This window comes from Mumia sp. zg.B21 (assembly GCF_019550855.1).
Lineage (GTDB): Bacteria > Actinomycetota > Actinomycetes > Propionibacteriales > Nocardioidaceae > Mumia.
Genome location: NZ_JAHWCJ010000003.1, coordinates 161,550 through 180,069 on the forward strand (window position 1 = coordinate 161,550; position 18,520 = coordinate 180,069).

15 protein-coding genes are annotated in these 18,520 nt (G+C 71.7%); 9 read left to right on the forward strand and 6 right to left on the reverse strand.

The window, feature by feature from the left end:
- Positions 1–10: 10 nt before the first annotated feature.
- Complete coding sequence (locus tag KV100_RS15045; protein WP_220343913.1) at positions 11–313, reverse strand: DUF4333 domain-containing protein; 303 nt, start codon at positions 311–313, stop codon at positions 11–13.
- 135 nt (positions 314–448) lie between these two features.
- On the opposite strand from KV100_RS15045, the gene KV100_RS15050 reads away from it, so the two are divergent.
- Positions 449–1,414: a carbamate kinase gene (locus KV100_RS15050; RefSeq protein WP_220343914.1), complete on the forward strand. Its 966-nt coding sequence runs from the start codon at positions 449–451 to the stop codon at positions 1,412–1,414.
- Between the two features lie 52 nt (positions 1,415–1,466).
- Complete coding sequence (locus tag KV100_RS15055) at positions 1,467–2,573, forward strand: ring-opening amidohydrolase (RefSeq protein ID WP_220343915.1); 1,107 nt, start codon at positions 1,467–1,469, stop codon at positions 2,571–2,573.
- 5 nt (positions 2,574–2,578) lie between these two features.
- Here the strand turns inward: KV100_RS15055 and KV100_RS15060 are convergent, their stop codons facing one another.
- Positions 2,579–3,457 carry an alpha/beta fold hydrolase gene (locus tag KV100_RS15060; RefSeq protein ID WP_220343916.1) on the reverse strand — a complete coding sequence of 293 codons (879 nt, stop codon included), beginning with the start codon at positions 3,455–3,457 and terminating at the stop codon, positions 2,579–2,581.
- The gene (locus KV100_RS15065; protein WP_220343917.1) at positions 3,454–4,212 is read right to left on the reverse strand and encodes an SDR family oxidoreductase; all 759 of its coding nucleotides are present in this window, start codon (positions 4,210–4,212) and stop codon (positions 3,454–3,456) included. Before KV100_RS15065 ends, KV100_RS15060 begins: the two co-directional genes overlap by 4 nt.
- Between KV100_RS15065 and KV100_RS15070 the strand changes: the two genes are divergently transcribed.
- Positions 4,211–5,137, forward strand: coding sequence for a L,D-transpeptidase (locus KV100_RS15070; protein WP_220343918.1), 927 nt, complete (start codon positions 4,211–4,213; stop codon positions 5,135–5,137). The two genes, KV100_RS15065 and KV100_RS15070, sit on opposite strands and share 2 nt — an antisense overlap.
- A gap of 123 nt (positions 5,138–5,260) precedes the next feature.
- Here the strand turns inward: KV100_RS15070 and KV100_RS15075 are convergent, their stop codons facing one another.
- A complete protein-coding gene (locus KV100_RS15075) occupies positions 5,261–6,745 on the reverse strand; it encodes a DEAD/DEAH box helicase (RefSeq protein WP_220343919.1) in 1,485 nt (494 codons plus the stop codon).
- A 318-nt stretch (positions 6,746–7,063) separates the two neighbouring features.
- On the opposite strand from KV100_RS15075, the gene KV100_RS15080 reads away from it, so the two are divergent.
- Positions 7,064–7,771 carry a ferritin-like fold-containing protein gene (locus KV100_RS15080; protein ID WP_220343920.1) on the forward strand — a complete coding sequence of 236 codons (708 nt, stop codon included), beginning with the start codon at positions 7,064–7,066 and terminating at the stop codon, positions 7,769–7,771.
- A 49-nt stretch (positions 7,772–7,820) separates the two neighbouring features.
- On the opposite strand, the gene KV100_RS15085 is transcribed toward KV100_RS15080, so the two are convergent.
- Positions 7,821–8,069, reverse strand: a complete 249-nt coding sequence (locus KV100_RS15085) for a DUF3107 domain-containing protein (RefSeq protein WP_301022274.1) — start codon at positions 8,067–8,069, stop codon at positions 7,821–7,823.
- A gap of 88 nt (positions 8,070–8,157) precedes the next feature.
- On the reverse strand, positions 8,158–8,796 hold the full coding sequence (locus tag KV100_RS15090; protein ID WP_220343921.1) for a TetR/AcrR family transcriptional regulator: 639 nt from the start codon (positions 8,794–8,796) through the stop codon (positions 8,158–8,160).
- Between the two features lie 248 nt (positions 8,797–9,044).
- Here KV100_RS15090 and moeZ point away from each other — a divergent pair, with 248 nt between their 5' ends.
- The 5 genes from moeZ (at position 9,045) to KV100_RS15115 (ending at position 18,517) form a co-directional block, all read left to right on the forward strand.
- Complete coding sequence (gene moeZ / locus KV100_RS15095) at positions 9,045–10,220, forward strand: adenylyltransferase/sulfurtransferase MoeZ (RefSeq protein WP_220343922.1); 1,176 nt, start codon at positions 9,045–9,047, stop codon at positions 10,218–10,220.
- 189 nt (positions 10,221–10,409) lie between these two features.
- On the forward strand, positions 10,410–11,381 hold the full coding sequence (locus tag KV100_RS15100; RefSeq protein ID WP_220343923.1) for a type IV toxin-antitoxin system AbiEi family antitoxin domain-containing protein: 972 nt from the start codon (positions 10,410–10,412) through the stop codon (positions 11,379–11,381).
- Positions 11,382–11,534: 153 nt separating this feature from the next.
- Positions 11,535–11,876, forward strand: coding sequence for an MGMT family protein (locus KV100_RS15105; RefSeq protein WP_220343924.1), 342 nt, complete (start codon positions 11,535–11,537; stop codon positions 11,874–11,876).
- A 12-nt stretch (positions 11,877–11,888) separates the two neighbouring features.
- Positions 11,889–15,239: an ATP-dependent DNA helicase gene (locus tag KV100_RS15110; protein ID WP_220343925.1), complete on the forward strand. Its 3,351-nt coding sequence runs from the start codon at positions 11,889–11,891 to the stop codon at positions 15,237–15,239.
- A complete protein-coding gene (locus tag KV100_RS15115; RefSeq protein WP_220343926.1) occupies positions 15,236–18,517 on the forward strand; it encodes an ATP-dependent DNA helicase in 3,282 nt (1,093 codons plus the stop codon). The genes KV100_RS15110 and KV100_RS15115 overlap by 4 nt, the downstream gene beginning before the upstream one ends.
- The last annotated feature ends 3 nt before the right edge of the window (positions 18,518–18,520 follow it).

Sequence of the window (18,520 nt, forward strand, 5' to 3'; positions counted from 1 at the left end):
CGGCGGTTGGTCAGTCGCCGTCGTCGAGCGCGAACTTCAGCTTCGCGACACCGTTCTCGAGGCTGACGACGCGGACCGTCATCGAGTACTCCTTGTTGCTGCCGTTGGGGTCGGACAGGGTGCAGTCCATCGTCGCGCCGGCACGCGACTCCAGGTCGTCGGGGCAGTCGACGACCGGCGCGAGCCCGATCTGCTTGCCCATCTCCTCCGACGCCTTCTCCTCCACGGACTTCTCGGACATGGGTGCGTGCCCGCAGCCGGCGAGGACCGTCAGCGCGAGGGGCACCAGCACGAGAGTGCGGCGTCGTGGCATGCGCACAGGGTAATCTGCGGTGTCCCGGCGACGAGAACGGGTCCCGCCCTGCTGGTCAAGGTGTGACGGGCCGACGCCGCCGCGTTGGCGATCTTCGCCAGTGCCGACACCGACATACGCCCCTAGATTCGTCGCATGCGCCTCGTCATCGCCCTCGGCGGCAACGCCATGACCGCGCCAGACGGGTCCGTCGGTCCCGAGGACCAGCGCACGGCGATCCTCGCGTCCATGCGCAGCGTCGCCGACCTCGTCGAGGCGGGGCACGAGATCGTCCTGACCCACGGCAACGGTCCTCAGGTGGGCAACCTGCTGCTCAAGAACGAGATGGCCGCCAACGTTGTGCCCCCCGTCCCGCTGGACTGGTGCGTCGCGCAGACCCAGGCGACGATCGGCCGGCTGATCCTCGACACCCTCGACGAGGAGCTCGGACGTCGTGGCCACCACGCGCGCAGCGCCGTTCTGGTGTCGCGCACCCTGGTAGACCGCGATGACCCCGGTTTCCTCGTGCCGACCAAGCCGATCGGCCGCTACGCCAGCGGGGCGGAGGCCGCGGCCATGCGGGCGCACGGCCAGCGGTGGGTCGAGGTCCCGGGTCGCGGCTGGCGCCGGGTCGTCGCCTCGCCAGAGCCGCGGGCGGTCCTCGAGATCCCCGCCGTGCGCACCCTGCTGGCCGACGGGTTCGTCGTCGTCTGCGCCGGCGGCGGTGGTATCCCGACCGTGCACACGTCGGGCTCGTACGTCGGGGTGGAGGCGGTCATCGACAAGGACCTCACTGCGGCGCTCCTGGCCGAGCGGATCGAGGCCGACGGCCTCGTGATCGGGACGAACGTCGACGCGGCCGTCCTCGGCTTCGGCACACCGCAGGCCGAGCCGATCGGAGCGATCAGCGTCTCGGAGATCCGGAGGCTCGCGGCGACCGGCGCCTTCGCGGCCGGATCGATGGGGCCGAAGGTCGAGGCGGTGGCGCGGTTCGCGTCGCACACGGGCCGTACCGGCGTCATCACCTCCCTGCCCCGCATCGGCGAGGCCGTCGCTGGGCGCACCGGCACCCGCGTGAGCCCCGACCCGCTGACCGTCCAGGCCCCGCAGCCGACCGGCTGAGCCGTCGCGACGCCGCCCCGACCACCGACGTACCCCAACCGAGAGGAACGCCATGCCAGCAGCGATCGAAGTCCGCAAGGTCCCGATCCACTCCGTCGCCGACGCCAGCGAGCTCGAGAAGCTGATCGCGGACAACGTGATCGAGGCCGACCGTGTCATCGCGATCATCGGCAAGACCGAGGGCAACGGCGGCGTCAACGACTACACGCGGATCATCGCCGACCGGGCGTTCCGAGAAGTCCTCGTCGCCCAGGGCTCGCGCTCCGCGGCGGAGGTCAAGGAGATCCCCATCGTCTGGTCCGGCGGCACCGACGGGGTCATCAGCCCGCACGCGACGATCTTCGCCACGCTGCCCGACGGTTCGGTCGAGGCGAGCGAGGAGCCCCGGCTCAGCGTCGGCTTCGCGATGAGCGACGTGCTGCTGCCCGAGGAGATCGGGCGCACCGCGATGATCGAGAAGGTCGCTGCCGCGGTGACGGTCGCCGTCGAGCGTGCAGGCATCACCGACGCCGCCGACGTGCACTACGTCCAGACCAAGACACCGCTGCTCACGATCGACACCATCCGCGACGCCACGTCGCGCGGAGAGTCGGTGTGGACCGAGGACACGCTCGCGTCGATGGACCTCTCGAACGGCACGACGGCGCTTGGCGTCGCGGTCGCGCTCGGTGAGATCGAGATGCCGACCGACGCGGACGTCCTCAAGGACCGTCGGCTCTTCTCGTCGGTGGCCTCCTGCTCCTCAGGAGTGGAGCTCGACCGTGCCCAGGTCGTGGTGGTGGGCAACGTGCGCGGGATCGGTGGCCGCTACCGGATCGGTCACGCGGTCATGGACGACGCGCTCGACGCGGACGGCATCTGGGACGCGATCCGCTCGGCCGGGCTGGACCTGCCGGAGCGCCCGCGGACGAGCGATCTCGACGACCGGCTCGTCAACGTCTTCCTCAAGTGCGAGGCGAGCCAGGACGGCATGGTGCGCGGTCGTCGCAACGCGATGCTCGACGACTCCGACGTCCACTGGCACCGTCAGATCAAGGCCGCGGTCGGTGGCGTCACCGCCGCGGTGACCGGTGACCCTGCCGTGTTCGTCTCTGTCTCGGCGGCGCACCAGGGTCCGGACGGTGGCGGGCCGGTCGCGGCCATCGTCGACGCGGGCTGAGGGCGTCAGAGGCCGGGGCGCTCCCACGCCTTCAGCAGGAACGCCGCCGTCGCCTCCGGTGCGTCCGCGGCGGGGGAGTGCCCCGTGCCGGGGATGACCACGACGTCGGTGCCGAGGCGCGCGGCCATCGCGTCCTGGGCCGAGTGCGGCCACGCATCGTCGTCGGCGCCGCGGCCGACGGCGACCGGCACCTCGGTCGCCGCGAGTGCGTCGACCTGGTCCGGAGCGTCGAGCAGGCACGCGGCGATCGCGCACAGCGACTCGGGAGAGCTGGCCACGAACCGAGTCCGCTGGAAGTCGCGCACGCCGGGCGCGGCGTCGGGGTCGGTCTCCTGGCTCTCGAACACCGCCTCCAGGCCGAGGGCGGGGACGGCGACGAGGAAGGACTCCAGCCTCCGCGTGGACCCCTCGGGGTCGTTCGCGAGCTCCCTCACGACGGGATGCCTGAACCCTGCCGGACCCGAGCAGAGCAGAGTCAGGCTCCGCCAGGCCGACGCGTCGTCGAGCACGGCGTGCTGGGCGACCAGACCCCCGAAAGAGTGGCCGACGAGGTGCGAGCGCCCGTGCGGCGCCAGGGCCTCCTGGACGGCGAGCGCGTCGGCGGCGAACCCCCGCAGCGAGTAGTCGTCGTCCGGGTCGCCCGCCGTCTCGTACTGACCGCGCTGGTCGTACGCCGTCGCGTGCCAGCCTGCCGCGGCGAGCGCGGGGAGGATGGCCGAGAAGTCTTCTTTGCTTCCGGTGAACCCGGGCGCGAGGAGCACGTGTCCCCGTCTCGACGTGCCGGGCGGGACGCGGGCGTCGAGCGCGGCGAACACCCCTCGGGGCGTCTCGATGACCCGCGAGCTCACGACCTGGGCCGCGACCTGGGCATCGGCCACGGTCATTCGGCGAGCTTCCGACCCCGTTTGGCGACCGCGGCGACCAGACCGGCCGGCGCGTAGCGGGCGATCGTGCCCAGCACCTTGTAGCGCACGGTCGGGATGGAGAGCGGCCTGCCCTTGGCGAGGTCGGCGAGGGCCCCCTGCACCTGCTGCTCCGCACTGGTCCACATCCAGCGGGGGACGTCGCTCGGGTCGACGCCCATGCGCTGGTGGAACTCGGTACGGACGAAGCCGGGGCACAGCGCGGTCGTCACGACGCCCTCGCGGGCGTACTGGATGTTCATCCACTGGCTCAGGTTGACGATCCACGCCTTGTGCGCGGAGTAGGTGCCACGCGGTGTGAACGCGGCGATGCTCGCGACGTTGAGGATCTGCCCGGAACCGCGCGGACGCATCACCTCCAGCGCCGCGGCCATCAGGTCCATCGGTGCCTTCACCATCAGGTCGAGCTGGGCGTCCTCGTCGGCCACGTCGGTGTCTCCGAAGAACTTCCCGATCGACGAGCCCGCGTTGTTGACGAGGAGGTCGATGCGGTGCTCGCGGACGGCCTCGGCGACGCGGGCCGCCCCTTCGCGGGTGGCCAGGTCAGCAGGCACGACGTAGACGGTGCGGCCGGCTACGCGGAGCTCACCAGCCAGCCGGTCGAGGCGTGCCTCGTCCCGCGCCACGAGCACGAGATCGTCCCCGCGACGCGCGAGCTCGCGGGCGAACGCGAGCCCGATCCCTGATGTGGCGCCCGTCACGAGTGCGAGAGACATGGGCAGATCTTCGCAGATCGTGGCGAGGCGCGGCGGCGAACCCTGGCTACGGGTCGGTGCGCCGTTCGCGGAGGAGGATCTCGCCCCTCCGTCGACGCGGACCTCGGTGGCCCGTACGCTGACCAGCGTGACCGTGCGCCGTGATCGTTCCGTGACATCCTCGGGGCGTCACAGCGCACGAAGGCGGCCGCGGAGGCACTGGCCGCGCTGGACGGCCGCCATCCTGGCGGGCGGCATGGCGGCGACGGTGTTCGCGCTTCACGAGGACCTCGTTCCAGAGATCGGGATCGACGCGTTGGTGAAGCCTGCCGGAGCGGCCCCCGTCGGTGGGTTCGACGCCGCAGGACCAGCGGTCTACCCGCCCGCTGCGCCCTCGGTCGGTGACGCGCAGGTCGCCCCGCCGGCTGCCCCCGTCCAGGGTCCCGTCCAGGGTCCGACGGTCCCGCCGTCGGTGTCCCCGTCGTCTCAGACGACGCCGACCCCCGGCGCCACCGCCACGTCGGCGCGCGCCTCGCAGGCGCCGCTCCCGGCACGGTCGGGGAAGGGGCGGCGGATCGTCTTCTCGATGAGCGAGCAACGGGTCTGGCTCGTCCGCAAGGACGGTCGGACCGCACGGACGTATGAGGTCTCCGGCAGCAAGCTCGACAACCTCGGCCCCGGCAGGTACGAGGTCTACTCGCGGTCGAGACACGCCACGTCGTACGACCTGGGCAGCACCATGGAGTACTTCGTGCGCTTCACACGCGGCGTCAATGCGCCGATCGGGTTCCACACCATCCCGGTCGACGGCGACGGCAGACCGGTGCAGACGCGCAAGCAGCTCGGGACGCCTCTCTCGTCCGGGTGCGTGCGGCAGCATCGTCCGGACGCGATCGCTCTGTGGGAGTTCGCCCCGGTCGGGACGGTCGTGGTCGTCGTCGCGTGAGCCGCCCTTCGGGTCGCCGCGCGAACGCCGTACGAGCCGCCCTTCGGGTCGCCGCACGAACGACGAAGCACCCACCGCACAGGTGCGGTGGGTGCTCGGTACGTCAGGTCGCCGGCGAGTGCGTCAGGCGTCAGCGGCGGGTGCACCGGCGCTCTCGGCGCCGTCGGTCCGACCCTCGCCGCCGTCTCCCGACGGGCGACGACGACGGCGCCGGCGTCGGGGGGTGGCCTCACCGGACGGCGAGTCGTCGCCCGCTGGCGGAGCGCTCGGGGCTCCGGTCGTGGCCGTCACGGCCGTCGTCGTGCTCTCGCCCGACTCGGTGACAGGCTCGCCGCCGCGGGTACGGCGCCGGTTGCGGTTGCGACGGGGACGGTCGCTGGCGCCGCCCTCTGCGCCACCGTCACGCTCGGAGCCGCGTGCTCCCGAACCCGATCGAGAGCCCGAGCCCGAGCGAGGGCGGTCGGCCTTCGGGGCCGGCGCTGACGGCGGCACGATGCGTCCGGTGACGTCGCTCGGGATGCCGAGGTCGTGGAAGAAGTGCTCCGACGTCGAGTACGTCTCCAGCGGCTCGTCGAACGGGAGCCCGAGGTCGCGGTTGATGGTCTTCCACCGCGCGATGTCGGCCCAGTCGACGAACGTGACCGCGTTGCCGCTCTTGCCGGCGCGCCCGGTCCGGCCGATCCGGTGGACGTAGGTGTTGGAGTCCTCCGGGCAGCTGTAGTTGATGACGTGCGTGACGTCGGCGACGTCGATGCCTCGCGCGGCGACGTCGGTCGCGACCAGCGCGTCGACCTTGCCCTCACGGAACTTCTTCATCGCCTTCTCGCGCGCCACCTGCGCCATATCACCGTGCAGAGGGGCGGCGTTGAAGCCGCGCTCGGCCAGGTCGTCGGCGAGGCGCTGCGCCGCACGCTTGGTGCGGGTGAACACGACCGCGCGACCGAAGTCCTCGGCCTGCATGATGCGGGCCACCATCTCGGGCTTGTCGAGGTCGTGGGCCTGGAAAACGAACTGCGCCGTCGCCGGCACCATCGAGGAGTCGGTGCTGGACTCCGCGCGGATGTTGACCGGGTGACGCATGTGCGTGCGGGCGAGCGCCACGATCGCACCCGGCATGGTCGCCGAGAAGAGCATCGTCTGGCGCAGCTCGGGCGTGCGCGAGATCAGGGCCTCGACGTCGGGGAGGAACCCGAGGTCGAGCATCTCGTCGGCCTCGTCGAGGACGAGCGCCTTGACGTGGGACAGGTCGAGCGAGCGACGCTTGGCCAGGTCGAGAAGACGCCCCGGCGTGCCGATGACGATCTCGACACCCCGCTCGAGAGCCTCGAGCTGCGGCTCGTACGGGACGCCGCCGTAGACGGTCAGCACGCGCGTGCCGCGCTTGACCGAGGCGGCAGAGACGTCGGCGGAGACCTGGAGCGCGAGCTCACGGGTCGGCGCGATGATGAGCGCCTGCGGCTTGCCAGGGGCGCTGAGCATCTCGAACTCGGGGTCGTGCGGTGCGATGGCCCGCTGCACGACGGGGATGCCGAAGGCGAGGGTCTTGCCCGTACCGGTACGGGCCTGTCCGATCAGGTCGTTCCCCAGCAGTGCGATGGGGAGCGTCATCTCCTGGATCGGGAATGCGTCGGTGATGCCCTGGGTCTCCAGGGCATCGGCGATCTCCGGGAGAACGCCCAGGTCTTTGAACGTAGTCAGGGGTCTTCTCGATTTCTTGTCGATCGTGCCGCGCGTCTTTGGCGGCCTGGTCTCCTGAGGTCGTGGCGGCGGAGCGTCGACGTTCGACGCGCTGCTCGGCGGCGACCGCGCGGCCCGGCGACAGAAGGTCCGAGGGACCGTGATCCATGCCTGGGCATTACTACTCTATCCCCAGCGCCTGACGGCACGGGCGCGGCTCGACGTACCGGCGATGGCTACTCTTCGATCATGGCCGACTCGACGACCCCCTCCGAGACCTCCGCAGCGTTCGACGACCCGATCTATCGCGAGGGTGTGGTCGAGCTGCTCGGCGTCATCGCGTACGGGGAGCTGTCGGCCTTCGAGCGGCTGGCCGAGGACGCCACGCTGGCGCCGACGCTGCGCGACAAGGCCGAGCTTGCCCAGATGGCCAACGTCGAGCTCGGTCACTTCCTGGGGCTGCGCGACCGGCTGGCCGCGCTGGGCGTCGACCCGTACGAGGCGATGACGCCGTTCGAGGAGACCTTCACCCGTTTCCATGCCAAGACCGCCCCCTCCGACTGGTTCGAAGGGCTCGTGAAGGCGTACGTCGGCGACGGGCTGGCCGCCGACTTCTATCGGGAGATCGCCGCCTACCTGGATGTGGACACGCGCGCGCTCGTCCTCAACAGCCTGGCCGGCACCGGCGACTCCGACTTCGTGGTGGCACGGGTGCGAGAGGCGATCGCGGCCGACCCGACGATCTCGGGACGGCTGGCGCTGTGGGGACGCCGCCTGATGGGCGAGGCGCTGAGCCAGGCGCAGCTGGTGGCCGCGGAGCACGACGGGCTCACGGCCGTGCTGGTCGGCGCCTACGACCGTGGCAACGGGATGGACCTGGCCGCGATCGGGCGGATGTTCGCGCGGATGACGGAGAACCACGCCGCGCGGATGGCCGAGCTCGGACTGGACTCCTGAGCCCGGCCCCCGCGGGGCGTGCGTGTCGTGCGGGTGATGCCGGTCAGGCTCAGGACTCGCCGAAGCCGACGCGCCGGCCGGACTCCCCGGAGAACTCGAGATAGCTGACCTTCTCGACCGGGACGACCACGCTGCGTCCGCGGTCGTCGCTCAGTGCGAGGAGCCCGTCGCCCGAGCTTGCGTCCTTGAACGCCTGCAGGATCGCTTCCTTGGTCTCCGTGGTCTCGAGCGACAGCTCGCGGGGGCTGTGCTGCACGCCGATCCGTACGTCCACGTCATGGCCTCTCTTCTGTGTCACGGGCACCTCCACGGACGGGAGGCAGGTTCACGCTATCTCGCGGTGCGCAGCGAGAGCACGGGCGTCTGCTGCCCGCGTACGGCGCCGCTCAGCGACCGTCGGGCTCGTCGGTGCGGGGGAACCCGCCGATGCCGCGCCACGACAGCGCGCTCACCATGGCGACGGCCTCCTCCTTGGACAGCGCCGAGCCCTGGTCGAGCCAGTAGCGCGCCCCGACGTGCGCCATTCCGACGAGGCTGACCGCGAGCAGCTCCGACGCAACCGCCGGGAGCCCGGTGTCGTCGTGGATGACCGCGGCGACGGCCTCGGCTGTCTCGGTGTTGACGCGGTCGACGCGGCGGCGCACCTCGGGCTCGTTGGTGACGTCGGACTCGAAGACGAGCCGGAACGCGGCCTGGTCGCTCGCGACGTAGCTGTAGAAGACGTCGATGGTCGCCTGGACACGGGCCTTGTTGTCCTCGGTCGAGGCGAGCGCGTCGCGCACGGACTCGACGACGGTGTCGCACGCGGAGTCGAGAAGGGCGAGGTAGAGCTCGAGCTTGCCCGGGAAGTGCTGGTACAGGACCGGCTTGCTGACCCCTGCACGCTCGGCGATGTCGTCCATGGCGGCGGCGTGGTAGCCGTTGTCCACGAACACCTCGCGAGCCGCCTCGAGGAGCTGGGCCCGCCGGGCGCTGCGAGGGAGGCGTCCGCCGCGCGGGCGTGGAGCGGTCGTGGTGTCGGTCACGTGCCTGATCGTATCCCGCTAGGTCGTCTTGCCGAGTTGAGGCGCGGACAAGCGGGACGTACCGGACGGTCTCGCGACCCCGCCGACCGTGTCCGGAGCGTAAGACGGGTGTCCGGTCTCCGGGACGTGCCGGGCATGATGGAGGGGGGCCGGAGAGCCGCGGGAACACCGCGCCACCGCATGGTGTTGACGACATCAGCGGGTCTCCTGGACCCGATGAGAGCAACGCACCCGACCGAGGAGACCTCGTGGCACTAGCACCCCTGGTCGAGCCCGCCGACGAGCTGACCGTCGACGAGGTTCGCCGCTACAGCCGGCATCTGATCATCCCCGACGTCGGGATGGCCGGCCAGAAGAGGCTCAAGAACGCGAAGGTCCTGGTGATCGGTGCCGGCGGTCTCGGCAGCCCCGCGCTGCTGTACCTCGCGGCGGCCGGTGTCGGCACGCTCGGCATCATCGACTTCGACACCGTCGACGAGTCCAACCTGCAGCGTCAGGTGATCCACGGCCAGAGTGACATCGGCAAGTCCAAGGCCCTCTCGGCCAAGGAGTCGGTCGCCGAGATCAACCCGTACGTGAACGTGATCCTCCACGAGGAGCGCCTCGACGTCGACAACGTGCTGGACATCTTCTCCGGCTACGACCTGATCCTCGACGGCACCGACAACTTCGCGACCCGTTACCTCGTCAACGACGCGGCCGTGATCCTGGGCAAGCCGTACGTGTGGGGCTCGATCTACCGCTTCGAGGGCCAGGTCTCGGTGTTCTGGGCCCAGGAGGGTCCTCAGTACCGCGACCTCTACCCCGAGCCGCCGCCGCCGGGCATGGTCCCGTCCTGCGCCGAGGGTGGCGTGCTCGGCGTGCTGTGCGCGTCGATCGGCTCGGTCATGGTCAACGAGGCCATCAAGCTGATCACCGGGATCGGTGACCCGCTGGTCGGCCGGCTGCTGGTGTTCGACGCGCTGGAGATGCGTTGGACCGAGCTCAAGGTCCGCCGCGACCCCAACGCGGAGCCGCCGACGGAGCTGCTCGAGGACTACGAGGCGTTCTGCGGGGTGCTCTCGGACGACGCCGCGGAGGCCGCGGCCGACTCGACGATCTCCGTGACGACGCTGGCGAGCTGGCTCAAGGAGCGCGAGGAGGGTTCGCGCGACTTCGTCCTGGTGGACGTGCGCGAGCCCAACGAGTACGAGATCAACAAGATCCCCGGCTCGATCCTCGTCCCGAAGGGCGAGTTCCTCGCAGGCAACGCGCTCGGACAGCTGCCTCAGGACAAGCAGGTGGTCCTCCAGTGCAAGTCGGGCGCCCGCTCGGCAGAGGTGCTGGCGATCGTCAAGGGCGCCGGCCTCGAGGACGCCGTCCACGTCGGTGGTGGCGTCGTCGCCTGGGTGAACCAGATCGACCCCTCGCAGCCCTCGTACTGACCCCTCCCGTTTGAGGTGCTCGCACCTCGCAGCGCACGATCCCACCCCGAATTCGGGGTGGGATCGTCGCGTTTCCGGTGTGAGCACCTCAAACGAGTCCGCTCTAAGCGGTGTGGACCACCGAGCGGACGCCGTGCACGCTGTGGATGCGGCACGCACGCCGGACACCTGATCCGCCACGGTCGGGTGATGCACCCTGACGCTCTGGTCGCGCTCGAGATGCTCGCGGCAGCCCGCGGTGGCTACTTCCTGCGATCTGACGTCCGCGACATCGGGCTCGACACGACCTCGCTCGGGTCTCTCTGCAGGTCCGGGGTGATCCGCCGCATCCGCCACGGCACGTACGTCTTCGCGGAGCACGACGACGCACTCGGTGCCGACGAGCAGTACGCCGTGCGGTGCCTGGCGATCGCCGACAAGCTCGCGCCGGACGCGGTCCTGTGCGGGGTGTCGTCCGCAGCGGTCCACGGGCTCCCACTCGTCGGCATCGACCGCACGTGGGTGGACGTCGTTCGCCTCGACGACCTCACGGGGCGCCCTCGGGCGGGCGTCGACCACCGGGTGTTCCCGGTGAGCGAGCCGGATCTCGTCCAGGTCAGGGGGCGGACCGTGACGTCACCGGCGCGCGCCATCTGGGAGGCGGGGGTCAAGGCCCCCGCACGAAGCGCGCTCGTGCTCATGGACGACGCCCTCCACCACGGCACGGTGACACGAGACGAGCTCAAGGCGACCGGCGAGGCATTCGCCTCGTGGAAGGGCGCCCAAGGCCCGCGTCTCGCGCTGGAGCTCGCCGACGGCCGCGCCGAGTCTCCCGGAGAGTCGGTCACGCGATGGATGTTCCATGCGTGCCACTTGCCGATGCCTGATCTCCAGTACGTCGTCCGCGATGACGACGGCACGTTCCTCGGACGATCCGACTTCGCCTGGCTCGAGCACGGGATGCTCGGGGAGTTCGACGGCAAGATCAAGTACGGTCGCGGGTTCGTCCCCGGCAAGTCGCCGGACGACGTCGTCACCGACGAGCGGACGCGCGAGAGGGCGATGTGCGGTCGTCGCCACGGGATGCTGCGCTTCCTCTGGGACGAGGTCTGGAGCCCGACCCGCGGGAGCATCGCGAGGATCCGTGACGAGCTCGAGTGGGGCCGCCGCCGTTACCTGTGACGTTGGCCGCCTCCCTCGCCTCGCGTTCCCGCCGCGTTTGAGGTGCTCACACCCGAACGACGACGATCGCACCCGCAATACGGGGTGGGACCGCGGCACTTGCGGTGCGAGCACCTCAAACGCGCCCGGCGCCGGCCGTGAGATCGTGGGCCCGTGAGCGAGGATGCCCCGGACCCCGACGCGTACGTCGAGGCGGTCCTGCGCATCGCCGAGCAGGTGCCTTCTGGCCACGTGGTGTCGTACGGCCAGGTGGCCGAGGCCGTGGGCCGCGGTGGCCCGCGGCAGGTCGGCCGCGTGATGGCGACGTACGGGGCAGCCGTGGCTTGGTGGCGTGTGGTCCGCGCCGACGGCACGCTCCCTGAGCCGCTTCGTGGACGTGCCCGTGAGCACTACCTCGAGGAGGGCACGCCGTTGCGGAGCCGGCTGGACCGGGACCTGCGCGTCGACATCCGCGCCGCCTCGTACGAGGTCCACGGATCTGTCGGACCGCTCTGATCGAATGGACCTATGACGGACCACCCCCGGCGACCGGCGTACGCGCTGGTCCCCCCGCCTGCCGGACGAGCGCCCGCGCCCGTGCTCGACCCCCACCAGCAGGCGGTCGTCGACCACGAGGGAGGCCCTCTCCTCGTGCTGGCCGGCCCGGGGACAGGCAAGACGACCACGCTCGTGGAGACGGTGGTCGACCGCATCGAGCGGCGCGGGCTCCGGCCCGAGCAGGCGCTGGTGCTGACGTTCAGCCGCAAGGCCGCCGAGGAGCTCCGTCACCGCATCGCCACCCGCCTCGACCGGACGGTCGCGACGCCGCTCGCGACCACGTTCCACTCGTTCTGCTACGGCCTGGTGCGGGAGTTCCAGGACCCCAAGAGCTACTCCGAGCCGCTCCAGCTGCTGTCGGCGTCGGAGTCCGACACCCGCATCCGCGAGCTGGTCCTCGGCGGGCTGGACGACCGGACGGTCCCGTGGCCGACGCGGCTCGGCCCCGCCCTGCGGACGCGGGGCTTCGCCGTGGAGCTCGAGCGGCTGATGACCCGCACCCGTGCCCTCGGCCTCGATCCGGTCGACCTGGCCGCGGCCGGTGCGGTGGCCGGACGCGCCGACTGGGATGCCGCAGCACGGTTCTTCGAGGACTACCTCGACGTCCTCGACGCCCAGAACCTCATCGACTACGCCGAGCTGGTCCACCGAGCCGGCCTCGTCGTCGCCGACCCCGAGCACCAGCCGGCGCTGCGTGAGCGGTTCCCCTTCGTCATCGTCGACGAGTACCAAGACACCGACCCCGCTCAGGTCGCCGTCCTGCAGGCTCTGGCGGGGGACGGGCGCGACCTGGTCGTCGTCGGCGATCCGGACCAGTCGATCTACGCGTTCCGCGGAGCAGAGGTCTCGGCGATCCTCGGCTTCGCCGACGCCTTCCGGACCCGTGAGGGTGCCCCCGCGGCCGTGTGTTCCCTGCGACGCACCCGGCGGTTCGGCCCGCGCATCCTCGCCGCCTCGCGTGAGGTCGCCCGGCGCATCCCCCTCGGCCCCCTCGCGGTGCAGGCGCGCGCATTTCGAGACCCGGAGCCGAGCCCGGTCGGCGAGGGCGACGAGGTGTGGGTGCGGACGTTCGCCGACTCCGCCTCCGAGGCCGAGCACCTCGCGCTGATGCTGCGACGCGCGCACCTCGAGGAGGGTCTGGACTGGGATGCCATGGCGGTGCTCGTCCGCTCCGGCGCCGCGATGCCTCGCCTCCAGCGGGCACTCCAGGCCGCGGGGGTCCCTGTCGAGGTGGCCGGTGCGGAGGTTCCGCTGCGCACGGAGCCCGCCGTGGCCGCGCTGCTCGCGGCGTTGCACCTCGCGGTCGCGCTCGCCGAGCAACGTCAGCCCGATCCCGAGAGCGTCGAGCGGTTTCTCACTGGTCCGCTCGGCGACCTCGACGCGGCCGAGCTGCGCATCCTCTGCCAGGAGCTCCGACGACGCGACGCGTACGCCGAGGACGGTGAGCGTCAGCTCCCGCGCAGCTCGCGCACGCTGCTCGTGGAGCTGCTCCTGGAGCCGCTGAGCCTTGCCCCACTGGTCGACGACGGCGGGCACGGGAGCCGTGCCGGTGACGTCGCGCGGCGCGCCTACCGCGCCTGCGCGCTCGTCTCCGAAGCCGCTCGCCTCGTCGCGGACCACGCGTCGCCCGAGCACGTGCTGTGGACCTTGTGGCGCGGGACCGGGTGGGAGGGTCGCCTGCTCGCGTCGATCGAGGGCAGGAGCCGTCCCCTCGCCGAGGAGATCGTGGCCGACCACGCCGACGCGTCCGCGGCCGCACACCGTGACCTCGATGCCGTGGTCGCCCTGTTCGCGCTGGCGGCTCGGGCCGAGGAGAGCCAGCGTCGTCGGCGCGTCGCTGCCTTCCTCGACGAGATCGCGCGCCACGAGGTTCCGGTCGACACGTTGGCCGAGCGCGGCCAGCGCGGGTCAGCCGTACGCCTGCTCACCGCGCACCGCTCCAAAGGCCTCGAGTGGGACCTGGTCGTCGTCGCCGGCGTCCAGGAGGGCACGTGGCCCGACGTCCGTCACCGCGGCACGCTGCTGGGCGCCGAACGCCTGGCAGAAGAGGCCGGTGGTGGTTCGCTCCGTCTCCCGCCGACCGCGGCGGAGCTGGTCGCGGAGGAGCGGCGCCTGTTCTACGTCGCGGTGACGCGTGCACGTCGGCGGCTGGTCGTCACGACGGTCCAGAGCTCCGATCCCGAGGGAGACCAGCCGTCGCCCTTCGTCGCCGACGTGGCGAGGCACGCCACCCACGTCTCCAGCGGCCCGGAGCGACGCCCCCGCCGTGGGCTCTCCCTCCGAGGGGTGATCGCCGAGCTGCGCGAGCTGGCCCAGCACGGCGCGACCGAGAGTGTCCGCGACGCAGCGGCACAGCGGCTCGCTACCCTCGCCGCGACGCGGTTGCCCGCGGCCGCGCCGGCCGACCCCGACACCTGGTGGGGCCTGCGCGAGGTCACCCGGTCGGAGCAGCCGGTCCGGACCCTCGACGAGCCGGTGCGCCTGTCTGGCAGCTCGCTCGACGCCATCACCTCGTGCTCGCTGTCGTGGTTCCTCACGCACGAGGCCAAGGGCGAGGCCGTGAGCTCGACGGCTCAGGGCTTCGGACTCCTGGTGCACGCCTTGGCCGCAGACGTCGTCCAGGGCGGCTCCGCGGCTGATCCCGCGGCCCTCGACGCCGCCCTCGACGTGGTGTGGGATCGTCTCGCCTACGCCGCACCCTGGGTGGCCCGGCGTGAGCGCGACGAGGCCCGGGCGGCGATCGGTCGGTTCGCGCAGTGGCACGCGGAGCAGGAGCAGGCGGCGCGACGACGTCCGCTCGCCGCCGAGCACGCCTTCGAGGTGCGGCTGCCGGTCGCCGGCGAGGAGGTGGTTCTCCGCGGATCGATGGACCGCGTCGAGGTCGACGTCGACGGGCTCGTGCACGTGGTCGACTTCAAGACGGGCAAGCGCGCTCCCACCGGCAGCGAGATCACCGAGCACGCGCAGCTCGGCGTCTACCAGCTCGCGGTCGAGCACGGGGCCGCCGACCCGTTGCTCCGGCGCCGTGCGCGCAGCGGCGGGGCGGAGCTCGTCCACCTGCGGCTGCCCGAGTCGGCCAAACGTGCGACCGCTCCCAAGGTCCAGCCCCAGGACGCGCCGCGCGAGGAGGACGCCTTCTTCGCCTACGCCCTCCTCGAGGATGCGGTGCGCACCATCCGGACGGAGCAGTGGGTCGCGACACCCAGCCCCAAGGCCTGCCAGTTCTGCCAGTTCGCGCGGATGTGCCCCGCCAAGCCGGAGGGTGCGTCGGTCCTCGATGCCGTGGCCCCAGCACCCGCTGCCGAGGAGGAGGCCTCATGACGGCAACCGCCGTGGAGGTCCCGCAGCTGATCCACGACGCCGACCACCTCCGTGCGCTCCTCGGCATCCCGTTCTCCACCGAGCAGATGGCCGCCATCCAGGCGCCGACCGACCGCCCGAGCGCGATCATCGCCGGTGCCGGCTCGGGCAAGACGACGGTCATGGCCGCCCGCGTGGTGTGGCTGGTGGGGCACGAGGGCGTCCTCCCGGGATCGGTCCTCGGACTCACCTTCACCAACAAGGCCGCCTCCGAGCTCGCGCACCGCGTCCGGCAGGCGCTGGAGACGCTGGCGCGCGAGGCCGGGGTGCCCGACCTGCTCGAGCGCTACGGCACGCCGACCGTCTCGACCTACCACGCGTACGCCGGCACGCTGATCACCGAGTACGGGCTGCTGCTCGGCTACGAGCCCGACCTGCGGATCACCACCGACGCGTCCCGGTTCCAGCGGGCGTTCCGGGCCATCGCCTCCTATCCGGGTTCGCTCGCCCACGCGACGACCTCGATGCCCGACCTGATCGGCCACGTCCTGGGGCTCGACGGGCAGATGGCCGAGCACCTGGTCTCACCCGACGACGTCCGCCGCTGTGACGCAGAGATACGGGTCGACGTCGAGCGAGCGACGGTCGAGATGCGCAAGGTCAGGCTCCACGACGACCTCGCCGACACCACCCGCCGCCGCGACGAGCTCGTGACGCTCGTCGAGCGCTACCGAGCAGCCAAGGCGGAGGACGGCGTCGTCGACTTCTCCGATCAGATGGAGCGCGGCGCACGGCTCGCGGTCGAGTGCCCGGAGGTGTCGCAGTCGCAGCGCGAGCGGTTCTCGGTGGTGCTGCTCGACGAATACCAGGACACCTCGGTCGCCCAGCGCGACATGCTTCGAGGGCTCTTCTCCGGTGAGCCCGGAGACGGGCTCGGCCACTGCGTCACCGCGGTGGGCGATCCGTGCCAGGGCATCTACGGGTGGCGCGGGGCCGCCGCGAGCAACCTGACCGCGTTCCTCGACGACTTCCCGGCCGACCCCGACCGGATCGGGGCGAGCCGGCAGCGCGATGCCGGCCGCGGCGGCCTCTTCCACCTGCGGGTCAACCGGCGCAGCAGGGCCGAGATCCTCGACGTGGCCAACCGTGTCGCCGCCCCGTACTACCACGTCACCGAAGTCGTCCGACCCCTCGTCGCCGCCGAGGGCACCGAGGGCGGCACCGTGCGCGCCGCGCTCCACGAGACCGTGGCCGACGAGATCGCCTGGATGGTCGACGAGGTGGTCGCGGCGCACGAGGGGGCTGGACAGCCGCCGACCCCGTGGTCGGAGATCGCGATCCTCGTCCGGACTCGTAGCGAGATCCCCACCATCGTCGCCGCCCTGCGTGCGCGGGGGGTCCCCGTCGAGGTCGTCGGGCTGTCGGGGCTGCTGGCTCAGCCCGAGGTCACCGACGTGCTCTCCGTGCTGCGGGTGCTCGCCGACCAGACGGCCAACGCCGCACTGCTGCGGCTCCTCACCGGGCCTCGGTGGCGCATCGGGCCACGCGACCTCGCGCTGCTGGGGCGCCGCGCCAAGCAGCTCGTAGGCCCCGTCCGCGAGGTCGCCACCACGTCGTTGGAGGAGGAGCTCGAGCGCTCCGTGCGCGGCATCGATCCCACCGAGATCGTGTCGTTGGCCGATGCGGTCGAGAGTCCCGACGACGAACGCCAGCGCCTCCCGTACTCCTCGGAGTCCCGCGCCCGTCTCGCCGAGGTGGCGCGACTCCTGCGTGGGCTCCGGCGACGTGCGAGCGGCTCGCCCGCCGACACTGCGCGGCTGGCGGTCGCGGCTCTCGGCATCGACGTCGAGCTCGCCTCCACGCCCGGGACGGCCGCCCGTGTCGCTCAGGACAACGTCACCCGCCTGCTCGACGTCATCGCCGACGTGGTCGCCACCGACCCTTCCGCCGGGCTGTCGGCAGTGCTCGCCTACCTCGACGCCGAGGCGACCTACAACGACGGCCTCGAGGTTGCCTCCCCGACGGACTCCGACGCGGTCAAGCTGCTCACGGTTCACACGGCCAAAGGGCTCGAGTGGGACGTCGTCCTCGTCCCCTTCCTCACTGCAGACACCTTCCCCTCGACCCGATCGAGGCCGGCCTGGCCGACCGTGGCGCACGCCTTGCCGCACGACCTTCGTGGGGACGGTGCCGAGCTCCCGGTCATGGCCGAGCTGAGCCGCGCCGGCGACAAGGAGTTCCGGGCGGCGATGCGAGCCGAGGCGGAGATGGAGGAGGTACGCCTCGGCTACGTCGCCTTCACCCGCGCGCGTCGCCTCCTGATCACGAGCGCGAGTCGCTGGAGCCGGACCCGCAAGGCGCCGTCAGAGCCCAGTCCGTTCCTCGAGACCGTCGCGACCTGGCTGCGCGGCCGGGGTGACGACGCCGAGCTGTGGACCCCGGAGCCGGATCAGGGCGCCGACAACCCGCTCCGTGGCCGGGTGGAGGCGGTGGCCTGGCCGGTCGAGCCCGACGAGGACGACCTCGTACGCCGGCGAGAGGCGGCCGCGCGGGTGCGGACCTACGTCGCCTCCCCGCCGGCGCCTGTCGACCCTCCTGACCCCGTCGACCCCGTCGACCCCGTCGAGGCGGCTGAGCTCGCCCGCCTGACCGAGCTCGACGGCGAGATCGAGCGGTTGCTCGCCGAGGCGCGCGAGGCCCGTGGCGACGTCGTCCAGGTGCCGCTTCCATCGCAGATGTCCACCACGTCGTTGATGGCGATGCGCAAAGATCCCGACGCGTTCGCGCGGAGCCTGGCGCGACCGCTGCCCCGTCCGCCTGCGCCGGCAGCCCGGTTCGGCACTCGGTTCCACGCGTGGGTCGAGGCGCACTTCGGTCAGCAGAGCCTGATCGGTGACGACGAGCTCCCGGGTCGGGACGAGACCGACATCGAGGACGAGATCGAGCTCGGGGACCTGATCCGTTCTTTCGAGTCGGGGCCGATGGGGGACCGCGTCCCCTACGCGATCGAGGAGCCGTTCACCCTGAGGCTCGGCGGGCAGATCGTCAGCGGGCGGATCGACGCGGTCTACCGGACGGAGGACGGCTTCGAGGTCGTCGACTGGAAGACCAACCGGGCGGCGACGGCCGACCCGCTCCAGCTGGCGGTCTACCGGCTCGCGTGGGCTGAGAAGCACGGTGTGGCGCTCGACCAGGTGACCGCCTCGTTCCACTACGTACGCCTCGGCGAGACCGTCTCGTACGCAGACCTCCCTGACCGGGTCGCGCTCGAGCATCTCGTCCATCCTGGCGACACGTAGGCT

Excerpts from the sequence above, each read along its gene's own strand:
- KV100_RS15045 (WP_220343913.1), bottom strand. The coding sequence starts at position 313 with ATGCCACGACGCCGCACTCTCGTGCTGGTGCCCCTCGCGCTGACGGTC.
- KV100_RS15050 (WP_220343914.1), top strand. The coding sequence starts at position 449 with ATGCGCCTCGTCATCGCCCTCGGCGGCAACGCCATGACCGCGCCAGAC.
- KV100_RS15055 (WP_220343915.1), top strand. The coding sequence starts at position 1,467 with ATGCCAGCAGCGATCGAAGTCCGCAAGGTCCCGATCCACTCCGTCGCC.
- KV100_RS15060 (WP_220343916.1), bottom strand. The coding sequence starts at position 3,457 with ATGACCGTGGCCGATGCCCAGGTCGCGGCCCAGGTCGTGAGCTCGCGG.
- KV100_RS15070 (WP_220343918.1), top strand. The coding sequence starts at position 4,211 with ATGGGCAGATCTTCGCAGATCGTGGCGAGGCGCGGCGGCGAACCCTGG.
- KV100_RS15065 (WP_220343917.1), bottom strand. The coding sequence starts at position 4,212 with ATGTCTCTCGCACTCGTGACGGGCGCCACATCAGGGATCGGGCTCGCG.
- KV100_RS15075 (WP_220343919.1), bottom strand. The coding sequence starts at position 6,745 with ATGACGCTCCCCATCGCACTGCTGGGGAACGACCTGATCGGACAGGCC.
- KV100_RS15080 (WP_220343920.1), top strand. The coding sequence starts at position 7,064 with ATGGCCGACTCGACGACCCCCTCCGAGACCTCCGCAGCGTTCGACGAC.
- KV100_RS15100 (WP_220343923.1), top strand. The coding sequence starts at position 10,410 with ATGCACCCTGACGCTCTGGTCGCGCTCGAGATGCTCGCGGCAGCCCGC.
- KV100_RS15110 (WP_220343925.1), top strand. The coding sequence starts at position 11,889 with ATGACGGACCACCCCCGGCGACCGGCGTACGCGCTGGTCCCCCCGCCT.
- KV100_RS15115 (WP_220343926.1), top strand. The coding sequence starts at position 15,236 with ATGACGGCAACCGCCGTGGAGGTCCCGCAGCTGATCCACGACGCCGAC.